The sequence below is a fragment of the Pseudomonas sp. MWU15-20650 genome, assembly GCF_023242475.1.
Lineage (GTDB): Bacteria > Pseudomonadota > Gammaproteobacteria > Pseudomonadales > Pseudomonadaceae > Aquipseudomonas.
In genome coordinates this window covers 34,679-47,002 of the sequence record NZ_JALJFG010000012.1, presented here as the reverse complement: position 1 = coordinate 47,002, position 12,324 = coordinate 34,679, and the positions used below count along the sequence as shown (strand labels likewise).

Below are 12,324 nucleotides of genomic sequence, written 5' to 3'. Positions count from 1 at the left end.
CTTACCGGGCCGAAGCGAGTTGAGTGAAGGCGGTGCCGAACCACTGCTGCACGCCATGCATCGTTGCGGCAGAAGTGTCCAGGAACGGTTGCGGGTACACGCCGATGTAGATCAGCAGTACTGCAAGGCCGAGCACCATGATCAGTTCGCGAGCATCCATCCCGTGCAGCACGGTGTCGGACTTGGCCGGGCCGAAGTACGCGCGGTGGATCATGATCAGCGAGTAGACCGAACCGAACACCAGGCCGGAGGTAGCGATGGCGCTGATCCATGGCGTGTGCACGAACGAACCCATCAGGATCAGGAACTCGCCGATGAAGTTACCGGTGCCTGGCAAGCCCAGGGACGCGGCGGCGAAGAACAGGCTGATTGCCGGCAGGTAGGCGATGCGCGACCACACGCCACCCATTTCACGCATGTCACGGGTGTGCAGGCGCTCGTACAGCTGGCCACTCAGGATAAAGAGGGCAGCGGCCGAAACACCGTGGGCCAACATCTGGATCACCGCGCCCTGCAGCGCCAGCTGGCTGCCGGAGTAGATGCCGATCAGTACGAAGCCCATGTGGGAAACGGACGAGAAGGCAATCAGACGCTTGATGTCGGTTTGCGCGAAGGCGAGGAACGCACCGTAGAAGATCCCGATCAGGCCGAGGGTCATGGCGATCGGCGCGAACTCGGCCGAGGCGTTCGGGAACAGCGGCAGGGCGAAGCGCAACAGGCCGTAGGCCGCTGTCTTCAAGAGGATACCGGCCAGGTCCACGGAACCTGCGGTCGGTGCCTGGGCGTGAGCGTCAGGCAGCCAGGAGTGGAACGGCACCACCGGCAGCTTCACCGCGAACGCGATGAAGAAGCCCAGCATCAGGATGTACTCGGTGGTCAGGGACATCTTGGTCTTCAACAGGTCGGCGTAGTTGAAGGTAATCACGCCGGTGTTGTTGAAGTTGACCAGTACCAGGCCCAGGATCGCCACCAACATGATCAGGCCGGAAGCCTGGGTGAAGATGAAGAACTTGGTCGCCGCGTAGATCCGGGTTTTCTTGCCGTCCGAAGAGCTGTGACCCCAGAGCGCGATGAGGAAGTACATCGGCACCAGCATCATTTCCCAGAAGAAGAAGAACATGAACAGGTCGAGGGCGAGGAACACGCCGACGACGCCGCCCAGGATCCACATCAGGTTCAGGTGGAAGAAGCCCACGTGACGCTGGATCTCTTTCCAGGAGCAGAGTACCGAGAGGATACCCAGCAGGCCGGTCAGCAGGATCATCAACAGCGACAGGCCGTCGAGGGCCAGATGCACGTTGATGCCGAAGCGCTGGATCCACACGTGCTTGAACTCAAGCGCGAAGGTTGGATCGACACCCGGTGCCGGAGCGAATGAATAGTCACCATGGGCCCACAGCCAGAGGCCGAGAGCGAGTTCCAGGGACATGGTCAGCAACGCGATCCAGCGGGGGAGGGTGGCGCCGAAGCGTTCACCCATCCAGCAGAGCAGGCCGCCGATAAAGGGGATCAGGATTAGCCAGGGCAGAATCATGACGGGCTCGTTTCCTTTCGCAGGTTCGTACAGTTCGCAAGGTTCATATCAGACCGCTACCACCACGATGGCGCCGATCACCAGCACGGCACCGGCCGCCATGGAGGCTGCATACCAACGCAATTGGCCAGTCTCGCTGCGGCTCAGGGCGGTGTGACCGCCTTTGGCTGCACGCGGGATCAAACCGATGGTCTGGTCGAGCGGGTCTTTGCGCAGTACATGGCTGATCGCAAGGTAAGGCTTGACGAACAGTTTGTCGTAGATCCAGTCGAAGCCCCAGGCGGCGAACCACCAGGCCGAAAGGAAGCGGCCAATGCCACTGTTGGCAACGGCGGTGACGAAGCGACGCTTACCGAGAAACAGCAAGGCCGCCAGCAGGATACCGGCGATGGCAATGGCACCCGAGGCGAGTTCCAGGCTGTGCTTGGCTTCGCCGCCGGCATGGCCGACGCTTTGTGGCAGTACACCGTGCAGAGGCGGAGTGATCATGGCGCCGATGAAGGTCGACAGGATGATCAGCACCGACAATGGCAACCAGTGGGAGATGCCATGGCCTGCGTGTGCTTCGGTCTTGGCTTCACCGTGGAAGGTGATGAAGATCAGGCGGAAGGTGTACAGCGAGGTCATGAATGCACCCACCAGGCCCGCGTAGAGCAGGTTCTGGTTACCGCTGGCGAAGGCTTCCCAGAGGATTTCGTCCTTGGAGTAGAAGCCGGCGGTGACCAGCGGCAGGGCAGCCAGGGCGGCACCCCCGACGATGAAGCTGGCGTAGGCCAACGGCAGTTTCTTCCACAGGCCACCCATCTTGAAGATGTTCTGCTCGTGGTGGCAGGCAACGATCACCGCACCGGAAGCCAGGAACAACAGGGCCTTGAAGAAGGCGTGGGTCATCAGGTGGAAGATCGCCGCGTCCCAGGCGCCGACGCCCAGGGCCAGGAACATGTAGCCGATCTGGCTCATGGTCGAGTAGGCGAGGATACGCTTGATGTCGGTTTGCACCAGGGCCGCGAAGCCGGCCAGCACCAGGGTCACGCCGCCGACCAGGCCCACCAGGTGCAGGATTTCCGGCGCCAGGGTGAACAGGCCGTGGGTACGGGCGATCAGGTAGACACCGGCGGTCACCATGGTTGCGGCGTGGATCAGTGCCGAAACCGGGGTCGGGCCGGCCATTGCGTCCGCCAGCCAGGTTTGCAGTGGCAGTTGCGCGGATTTACCCACGGCGCCACCCAGCAGCATCAGGGTGGCCAGGGTGATCCAGAAGTCGCCGACCTGGAATTTCTGCGGTGCCAGCACCAGCAGTTCCTGGATGTTCAGCGTGCCCACCTGTTGGAACAGGATGAACAGGCCGATCGCCATGAACACGTCGCCGATACGGGTGACGATAAAGGCTTTGAGTGCCGCGTTACCGTTGTTGCGGTTGCTGTAGTAGAAACCGATCAGCAGGTACGAGCACAGGCCCACGCCTTCCCAGCCGAAGTACAGGAACAACAGGTTATCGCCGAGCACCAGGAACAGCATGCTGGCGATAAACAGGTTGGTGTACGAGAAGAAGCGCGAGTAACCGGCTTCACCGCGCATGTACCAGGACGCGAACAGGTGGATCAGGAAGCCCACGCCGACCACCACGCCGAGCATGGTGATCGACAGGCCGTCGACGTAGAGGGCGAAGTTGGGCTTGAAGCCCTCCACCGACATCCATTGCCACAGCACCAGGGTGTAGTGGCCGCCTTCCGGCGGTGCCACGTTGAATTGCCAGATGACATAGGCGGCGACAATCGCCGACAGGCCAATGGAACCCACACCCACCAGGGCAGAAAGGTTTTCCGACCAGCGTCCACGAGAGAACGACAGCAGCAGGAAACCGATCAGGGGAAATACGAAAGTCAGAAAGATCATGTTCATCCGCGCATCTCACTGGCAGCGTCGATATCAAGCGTGTGGAAGCGACGATACAGTTGCAACAGGATCGCCAGGCCAATACTGGCCTCGGCGGCTGCCAGGCTGATCACCAGGATGAACATGACTTGTCCATCCGGCTGGCCCCAACGTGCACCCGCAACGATGAACGCCAGTGCAGCGGCGTTCATCATGATTTCCAGGCTCATCAACACGAACAGAATGTTACGGCGGACCATCAGGCCGACCAGGCCAAGGCAGAACAGGATGCCGGCGACCGCCAGACCATGCTCCAAGGGGATAGCAGGCATCGTCATTGCTCCTTGGCTTCGTTGCGGCCCAAGTGGAAGGCGGTGATGGCTGCGGCGAGCAGCAGCATCGAAGCCAGTTCGACCACCAGCAGGTACGGGCCGAAGAGGCTCACGCCCACGGCTTTCGCGTCCACGGTGGTGTGGCCGATGGCCTGGCCGCTCTGGTGAGCGAACAGCACATACAGCAGTTCACCCAGCAGCAGGGCTGCGAGGACAACCGGGCCGAGCCAGATGCCGGGCTTGAGCCAGACGCGCTCCTGGGCGACCGAAGCCGGCCCCAGGTTGAGCATCATCACCACAAACACGAACAGCACCATGATGGCGCCAGCGTAGGCGATCACTTCCAGGACACCGGCAAACGGTGCGCCGAGGCTGAAAAAGGTCATGGCCACGGCGATCAGCGAAATGATCAGGTAGAGCAGGGCGTGCACGGGGTTAGTGTTGGTAATCACGCGAAGCGTGGAGACCACTGCAATACCCGATGCGAAATAGAAAGCGAATTCCATCTTTCTTCCTTAAGGCAGCAAGCTCTTCACGTTGATCGGCTCGGCTTCGTTTTGTGCGGCGCCTTTTGGCTTACCGGCAACGGCCATACCTGCAACACGATAGAAGTTGTAATCAGGGTTTTTACCGGGACCGGAAATCAACAGATCTTCTTTCTCGTACACCAGGTCCTGACGTTTGAACTCGGCCATCTCGAAATCCGGCGTGAGCTGGATCGCGGTGGTCGGGCAAGCTTCCTCGCAGAGGCCGCAGAAAATGCAGCGCGAGAAGTTGATGCGGAAGAAGTCCGGGTACCAGCGACCGTCTTCGGTTTCAGCTTTCTGCAGGGAGATGCAACCCACCGGGCACGCCACGGCGCACAGGTTGCAGGCTACGCAACGCTCTTCGCCGTCGGGGTCGCGGGTCAGGACGATGCGGCCACGATAACGCGGCGGCAGGTACACCGCTTCTTCCGGGTATTGCAGGGTGTCGCGTTTGCGAAAGCCGTGACCGAACACCATCACCAGGCTTCGCAATTGGGTACCGGTACCCTTAACGATGTCGCCAATATATTTGAACATGGGTCAAATCCTCACTGAACCGCGCCGGCTGGCGTGTTCAACAACACAACGGCAGCCGTCACCAGCAAATTGATCAGGGTCAGCGGCAGGCAGAATCTCCAGCTGAAATCCATCACCTGGTCGTACCGTGGACGCGGGATGGACGCGCGCAGCAGGATGAACAGCATGATGAAGAACGCGGTCTTCAAGAAGAACCAGAAGAAAGCCAGTTGCGGCAGGATGTTGAACGGACCGTGCCAGCCGCCGAAGAACAGCGTGACCAGCAGGGCCGAGATCAAGATGATGCCGATGTACTCACCGACGAAGAACATGCCCCATTTCATGCCGGCGTATTCGATGTGGTAACCGTCGGCCAGTTCCTGTTCCGCTTCCGGCTGGTCGAACGGGTGACGGTGAGTCACGGCGACGCCAGCGATGAAGAAGGTGCAGAAGCCAAAGAACTGCGGAATGATGAACCACAGGTTCTGCGCCTGGTACTCGACGATGTCGCGCATGTTGAACGAGCCGACCTGCACCACGATGCCCATCAGCGCCAGGCCCATGAACACTTCGTAGGACACGGTCTGGGCCGAGGCGCGCAAGCTGCCCAGCAGGGCGAACTTGTTGTTGCTCGACCAACCGGCGAACAGCACCGCATAGACCGACAGACCGGCCATGGCGAAGAAGAACAGCAAGCCGATGTTCAGGTCCGCCACGCCCCAGGTCGGGGTGATCGGGATGATCGCGAAGGCGATCAGCAAGGCGCTCATGGCCACGACCGGTGCCAGGGTGAAGATCACCTTGTCGGCAAACGGCGGGGTCCAGTCTTCCTTGAAGAACATTTTCAGCATGTCGGCCGCGATCTGGAACATGCCGAACGGGCCAACGCGGTTCGGACCGTAACGGTCCTGCCACCAGCCCAGCAGGCGACGTTCGACGAAGCTGAGCAGGGCGCCCGCGACGACCACGGCCAACAGGATCACGATGGCCTTGACGACCGAGATGATCACGTCGATCACTTCAGGGGTGAACCAGGTCATTGCGCTGCCTCCTGCAGACCGTCAACGGTTTGGCCAAAGATCGCAGGTGGAATACCGGCGAGGCCCTTAGGCAGTGCAACCAGGCCCGCACCCAGTTCTTCGTTGATGCGCAGTGGCAGACGCAGGGTCTTGCCGGCAACATTCAAGCTGAGCAGGGCGCCGTCGTTGACGCCCAGGCGGTCGGCTTCGGACTTGGCGACGGACACGTAGGCGGCCGGGATGCGCTCTTGAACCGGAGCGGCTTTGGAAGAGGTCTCTTCGCTGCCGAACAGGTGGAAGAACGGCACGACCTGCCAGGTGCCCTGGGCCGGGTTGAATGGACGCGGTACCGCGGCGAACCAGTTCAGCGAATCGCCCTGGGGTTCGATCAGGCGGGTGCCCGGGTCGCCAGCGCGGATATGACCACCGACTTCGTCCTGGAACTTGTTCCAGGCCTGCGGCGAGTTCCAGCCCGGCGACCAGGCAAATGGCACCTGCTGACGTGGCTCGACCGAACCCGAGTAACCTTCCATGGAGAAGGCGAACGCGGTGTCGTTGTCTTGCGGAGTACGCGGCTCGTGCACGCTGATGTCGGCGCGCATGGCGGTACGGCCGGAGTAACGCAGCGGCTCACGCGCCAGTTTCAAGCCCTTGATGCGGAACGCGGCAGACGGTGCGGCGTCGACAATCCGGGCAAGCTGCGGTGCGCTGGCGGCTGTGGCTGCGGTCACATGGTCCAGTTGCGTCCAGTCGATCGGCTGGTTCAACAGGGTCGCACGCAGGGCATGCAGCCAGCGCCAGCCTTCGTGAACCAGGATGCTGGCGTCCATGTATTTCGGGTCGAACACCTGGAAGAAGCGCTGGGCGCGGCCTTCCTGGCTGACCAGGGTACCGTCGCCTTCGGCGAAGGTGGCGGCTGGCAGCACCAGGTTGGCACGTTCGCTGGTGGCGGTCTTCTGATGGTCGGCGACGATCAGGACTTTGGCAGCGCTCAGTGCGGCGTCAACCTTGGCGGCATCAGTACGGGTGTACAGGTCGTTTTCCAGTACCACGATGGCGTCGGCCTTGCCGTCGGTCACCGCTTGCAGGGCCGCGTCCAGGGACTCGCCACCGAGCATGGCCAGGCCAAGGCTGTTGGCTTCCGGCACGACCAGGCTGATGGAACCGTTCTTGTCGCGCAGCTTCAGGGCCTTGGCGATGTTGGCGGCGGCCTCGATCAATGCCTTGGAGCCCAACGAGGTGCCGGCAATGATCAGCGGACGCTTGGCTGCCAGCAGCGCGTCGGCAATACGCTTGGCCAGTTCAACGGCTTCAGCGTCCAGGCCTTCGACGGCAGGGGCGCTGGCGTCCATGGCGTGGGCTACGGCGAAGCCGATGCGGGCCAGGTCGTCGGGCGCTGCGTGTACGCATTCTTCAGCGATGTCGTCGAGCTTGGTTTCTGCCAGGCTGGCGATGAACAGCGGGTTCAGCGCGTGCTGACCGATGTTTTTCACCGCAGCGTCGAGCCAAGGCTGGACACGCATGGCGTCGGCCATTTCTTCGGCCTTGCCTTTGACCGACTGGCGCAGGGACAGGGCGATGCGCGCAGCGGTCTGGGTCAGGTCTTCACCGAGCACGAAAATCGCATCGTGGTCTTCGATGTCGCGCATGTTCGGCACGGGCAGCGGGCTGTCGTTCAGCACTTGCAGGACCAGGCGGATGCGCTCCAGCTCACCGGCTTCGATACCGGAGTAGAAGTGCTCGGCACCGACCAGTTCGCGCAACGCGTAGTTGCTTTCGAGGCTGGCGCGTGGCGACCCGATACCCACGATGTTGCGACCGCGCAGCAGGTCGGCGGCTTTATCCAGCGCTGCGTCGGTGCTCAGCTTGGCGCCACCGGCCAGCAGTGGTTGGCGTGGGCGGTCTTCGCGGTTGACGTAGCCATAGCCGAAACGGCCACGGTCGCACAGGAAGTACTGGTTGACCGAACCGTTGAAGCGGTTTTCGATCCGACGCAGTTCACCGTAGCGCTCGCCCGGGGAGATGTTGCAACCGCTGGAGCAGCCATGGCAGATGCTCGGTGCAAACTGCATGTCCCACTTACGGTTGTAGCGCTCGGAGTGGGTCTTGTCGGTGAACACACCGGTCGGGCAGACCTCGGTGAGGTTGCCGGAGAACTCGCTTTCCAGGGTACCGTCTTCAACGCGACCGAAGTACACGTTGTCGTGGGCGCCGAATACGCCCAGGTCAGTGCCGCCGGCGTAGTCTTTATAGAAGCGCACGCAGCGGTAGCAGGCGATGCAGCGGTTCATCTCATGGGAAATGAACGGGCCGAGGTCCTGGTTCTGGTGGGTGCGCTTGGTGAAGCGATAGCGGCGCTCGTTGTGGCCGGTCATCACCGTCATGTCTTGCAGGTGGCAGTGACCGCCTTCCTCACAGACCGGGCAGTCGTGGGGGTGGTTGGTCATCAGCCATTCGACGACACTGGCGCGGAACGCCTTGGATTCTTCATCGTCGATGGAGATCCAGGTGTTGTCGGTGGCTGGGGTCATGCAGGACATGACGATACGACCACGGGTGTCGTTTTCGTCGGTGTACTGCTTGACCGCACACTGGCGACAGGCACCGACGCTACCGAGAGCGGGGTGCCAGCAGAAATAAGGGATGTCGAGGCCTAGTGACAGACACGCCTGTAACAGGTTGTCCGCCCCATCGACTTCGAGCGCTTTGCCGTCTACGTGGATAGTGGCCATGGTTCAAAGTTCTTCGTTGGCCCGTTGTCAGCGGGCGTGGCTAATGGAATCTTGTTATTCATGTGCATCTACACAGCCATAAAGGCGTCAGCACATGAGTAAGGCGAAGGGCACGGACCCTTCGCCTTTTTTAAGCGTTACGCGCCGACTACGATCGGCCTTGCCAGAGGCGTGACGGCGGCGCTGGTAGGCGCGATGCCGGCTTCGAACTCCGAGCGGAAGTATTTGATTGCGCTGCCCAATGGCTCCACGGCGCCCGGTGCGTGAGCACAGAAGGTCTTGCCTGGGCCGAGGAAACCGACCAGGCCGAGCAGGGTTTCGATATCACCCTCGCGGCCTTCGCCGTTTTCCAGGGCCATCAGCAGCTTGACGCTCCACGGCAAACCGTCACGGCATGGGGTGCAGAAGCCGCACGATTCACGGGCGAAGAACTGCTCCATGTTGCGCAGCAAGGACACCATGTTCACGGTGTTATCCACCGCCATCGCCAGGCCGGTCCCCATCCGGGTGCCGACCTTGCCGATGCCGCCGGCATACATCTGTGCGTCGAGGTGCTCGGGGAGCAGGAAGCCGGTACCGGCGCCGCCTGGCTGCCAGGCCTTGAGGGTGTAGCCGTCACGCATGCCGCCGGCGTAGTCCTCGAACAGCTCGCGTGCGGTCACGCCGAACGGCAGTTCCCACAGGCCGGGGTTCTTGACCTTGCCGGAGAAGCCCATGAGCTTGGTGCCCATGTCTTCGCTGCCTTCGCGGGCCAACGATTTGTACCAGTCCACGCCGTCGGCGATGATCGCCGGCACGTTGCACAGGGTCTCGACGTTGTTCACGCACGTCGGCTTGCCCCACACGCCAACGGCGGCAGGGAAGGGCGGCTTGGAGCGCGGGTTGGCGCGGCGGCCTTCGAGGGAGTTGATCAGTGCGGTTTCTTCACCGCAGATATAACGCCCGGCGCCGGTGTGCACGAACAGTTCGAAGTCAAAGCCCGAACCGAGGATGTTCTTGCCCAACAGGCCGGCGGCCTTGGCTTCTTCAACGGCACGGTTGAGGTGCTTGGCGGCGGTGGTGTATTCACCCCGCAGGAAGATGTAGCCACGGTAGGTTTTCAGCGCGCGGGCACTGATCAGCATGCCTTCGATCAGCAGATGGGGCAGTTGCTCCATCAGCATGCGGTCTTTCCAGGTGTTGGGCTCCATTTCATCCGCGTTGCACAGCAGGTAGCGGATGTTGATGGATTCGTCTTTGGGCATCAGGCCCCACTTCACGCCAGTGGGGAAGCCGGCACCGCCGCGGCCTTTGAGGCCGGCGTCTTTCACGGTCTGGACGATATCGTCCTGGGCCATGTCGGCGAAGGCTTTGCGCGCAGCCGCGTAACCGTTCTTGGCCTGGTACTCGTCGAGCCATACCGGCTCGGCATCGTCACGCAGGCGCCAGGTCAGCGGGTGGGTTTCGGGCGACCGCTTGATGCGGTTGGCCGGGCCGAAGGAAGTCAGGGTCATGGGTAGCCCTCGAGCAATTGGGTCACGCCAGCAGGCTGCACGTCACCGAATGTGTCGTCGTCGATCATCAACGCCGGCGCCTTGTCGCAGTTGCCCAGGCAGCACACCGGCAGCAGCGTGAAGCGGCCGTCCGGGGTGGTTTGGCCCAGGCCAATGCCCAGCTTGTTCTGGATCTCGCTGACCACGGACTCGTGGCCACCGATGTAGCAGACCATGCTGTCGCACACGCGAATGATGTGGCGACCGACCGGCTGGCGGAAGATCTGGCTGTAGAACGTGGCCACGCCTTCAACGTCGCTGGCCGGGATGCCGAGGATCTCGCCGATGGCGTAGAGGGCGCCGTCCGGCACCCAACCACGTTCCTTCTGGACGATCTTCAAGGCTTCGATCGACGCCGCGCGCGGGTCTTCGTAGTGATGCAGCTCGTGCTCGATGGCCGAGCGCTCGGTTTCACTCAAGGTGAAACGGTCTGTCTGGATAAGCGTGCTGTTCATGCTTAGCGGTCCACGTCGGCCATAACGAAATCGATACTACCCAGGTACGCAATCAAGTCCGCGACCATCTCGCCTTTGATCACCGAAGGGATCTGCTGCAAGTGCGCAAAGCTTGGAGTACGAATCCGGGTGCGGTAGCTCATGGTGCCGCCATCGCTCGTCAGGTAATAACTGTTGATACCCTTGGTCGCTTCGATCATCTGGAAGGATTCGTTGGCCGGCATCACCGGGCCCCACGAAACCTGCAGGAAGTGAGTGATCAGGGTTTCGATGTGCTGCAGCGTGCGCTCTTTGGGCGGCGGCGTGGTCAGCGGGTGATCCGCCTTGTACGGGCCGGCCGGCATGTTGCGCATGCACTGCTCGATGATCTTCAGGCTCTGGCGCATTTCTTCGACGCGCACGATGCAACGGTCGTAGGCATCACCATTGGCCGCCAGCGGGACTTCGAATTCGAAGTTCTCGTAGCCGGAGTAGGGGCGCGCCTTGCGCAGGTCGAAATCGCAACCGGTCGAACGCAGGCCAGCACCGGTGACGCCCCATTCCAGGGCCTCTTTGGTGTTGTACTGGGCGACGCCGATGGTACGGCCTTTGAGAATGCTGTTGTCCAGGGCGGCCTTCTGGTACTCGTCCAGGCGCTTGGGCATCCAGTCGATGAATTCCTTGACCAGGCGGTCCCAGCCGTTCGGCAGGTCGTGCGCCACACCGCCGATGCGGTACCAGGCCGGGTGCAGGCGGAAACCGGTGATGGCTTCGATGACCTTGTAGGCGCGCTGACGGTCGGTGAAGGTAAAGAACACCGGGGTCATGGCGCCAACGTCCTGGATATAGGTACCCAGGAACAGCAGGTGGCTGGTGATACGGAAGAACTCGGCCATCATGATGCGGATGGTGTCGACGCGGTCCGGTACCTTGATACCGGCCAGCTTCTCGACCGACAGCACGTACGGCAGGTTGTTCATCACGCCGCCGAGGTAGTCGATACGGTCGGTGTACGGGATGAAGCTGTGCCACGACTGGCGCTCGGCCATTTTTTCGGCACCACGGTGGTGGTAGCCGATGTCCGGTACGCAGTCGACGATTTCTTCGCCATCCAGCTGCAGGATGATACGGAAAGCACCGTGAGCCGAAGGGTGGTTCGGGCCCAGGTTGAGGAACATGTAGTCCTCGTTGGTGCCGGAACGCTTCATGCCCCAGTCTTCCGGACGGAAGCGTGCGGCCTCTTCCTCAAGCTGCTGCTTGGCGAGGGTCAGGCTGAACGGGTCGAATTCGGTGGCGCGCGCAGGGTAGTCCTTGCGCAGCGGGTGACCTTCCCAGGTCGGCGGCATCATGATGCGCGTCAGGTGCGGGTGGCCTGGGAAGTCGATCCCGAACATGTCCCAGACTTCACGCTCGTACCAGCTGGCGTTCGGCCAGATACCGGTCACGGTCGGGATGCTCAGGTCGCCTTCGGACAGCGCGACCTTGATCATCACGTCGCTGTTACGTTCCAGCGACATCAAGTGGTAGAACACGGTGAAATCGGCACCGCTGGGCAGGCCCTGACGCTTGGTGCGCAGACGCTCGTCCACGCCATGCAGGTCATAGAGCATGACGTACGGCTTGGGCAGGTTACGCAGGAACGTCAGGACTTCGACGAGCTTGGCGCGCGCCACCCACAGCACCGGCATACCGGTGCGTGTGGCCTGGGCGGTGAAGGCGTCAGGGCCAAAACGGTTATTGAGTTCGACGACCACATCCTGGTCGTCTGCCTTATAAGGCGGGATATACAGAGCACTGCCTGTAGTCATGGTTTTTTATCGCTT

Annotated in this window: 10 protein-coding genes; all 10 read right to left on the bottom strand. The window is 61.7% G+C overall.

The window, feature by feature from the left end; all coding sequences use genetic code 11:
• Position 1: 1 nt before the first annotated feature.
• Positions 2-1,534 (bottom strand): NADH-quinone oxidoreductase subunit M, encoded by a 1,533-nt coding sequence (nuoM, locus tag M5B43_RS12335; RefSeq protein WP_106579875.1) that lies wholly within the window; start codon positions 1,532-1,534, stop codon positions 2-4.
• Positions 1,535-1,582: 48 nt separating this feature from the next.
• Positions 1,583-3,436 carry an NADH-quinone oxidoreductase subunit L gene (gene nuoL, locus M5B43_RS12330; RefSeq protein ID WP_248750370.1) on the bottom strand — a complete coding sequence of 618 codons (1,854 nt, stop codon included), beginning with the start codon at positions 3,434-3,436 and terminating at the stop codon, positions 1,583-1,585.
• A complete protein-coding gene (nuoK, locus tag M5B43_RS12325; RefSeq protein WP_003174727.1) occupies positions 3,433-3,741 on the bottom strand; it encodes an NADH-quinone oxidoreductase subunit NuoK in 309 nt (102 codons plus the stop codon). The genes nuoL and nuoK overlap by 4 nt, the downstream gene beginning before the upstream one ends.
• A 2-nt stretch (positions 3,742-3,743) precedes the next feature.
• On the bottom strand, positions 3,744-4,247 hold the full coding sequence (gene nuoJ / locus M5B43_RS12320; protein WP_017527176.1) for an NADH-quinone oxidoreductase subunit J: 504 nt from the start codon (positions 4,245-4,247) through the stop codon (positions 3,744-3,746).
• A 9-nt stretch (positions 4,248-4,256) separates the two neighbouring features.
• Positions 4,257-4,805, bottom strand: a complete 549-nt coding sequence (nuoI, locus tag M5B43_RS12315) for an NADH-quinone oxidoreductase subunit NuoI (protein ID WP_003174725.1) — start codon at positions 4,803-4,805, stop codon at positions 4,257-4,259.
• An 11-nt stretch (positions 4,806-4,816) separates the two neighbouring features.
• Positions 4,817-5,824 (bottom strand): NADH-quinone oxidoreductase subunit NuoH, encoded by a 1,008-nt coding sequence (gene nuoH, locus M5B43_RS12310; RefSeq protein ID WP_248750369.1) that lies wholly within the window; start codon positions 5,822-5,824, stop codon positions 4,817-4,819.
• The gene (gene nuoG, locus M5B43_RS12305) at positions 5,821-8,535 is read right to left on the bottom strand and encodes an NADH-quinone oxidoreductase subunit NuoG (RefSeq protein ID WP_248750368.1); all 2,715 of its coding nucleotides are present in this window, start codon (positions 8,533-8,535) and stop codon (positions 5,821-5,823) included. Before nuoG ends, nuoH begins: the two co-directional genes overlap by 4 nt.
• A 137-nt stretch (positions 8,536-8,672) precedes the next feature.
• A complete protein-coding gene (gene nuoF / locus M5B43_RS12300; protein ID WP_248750367.1) occupies positions 8,673-10,028 on the bottom strand; it encodes an NADH-quinone oxidoreductase subunit NuoF in 1,356 nt (451 codons plus the stop codon).
• Complete coding sequence (gene nuoE / locus M5B43_RS12295) at positions 10,025-10,522, bottom strand: NADH-quinone oxidoreductase subunit NuoE (RefSeq protein ID WP_003174721.1); 498 nt, start codon at positions 10,520-10,522, stop codon at positions 10,025-10,027. The genes nuoF and nuoE overlap by 4 nt, the downstream gene beginning before the upstream one ends.
• A gap of 2 nt (positions 10,523-10,524) precedes the next feature.
• Positions 10,525-12,309: an NADH-quinone oxidoreductase subunit C/D gene (gene nuoC, locus M5B43_RS12290; RefSeq protein WP_248750366.1), complete on the bottom strand. Its 1,785-nt coding sequence runs from the start codon at positions 12,307-12,309 to the stop codon at positions 10,525-10,527.
• Positions 12,310-12,324: the final 15 nt, after the last annotated feature.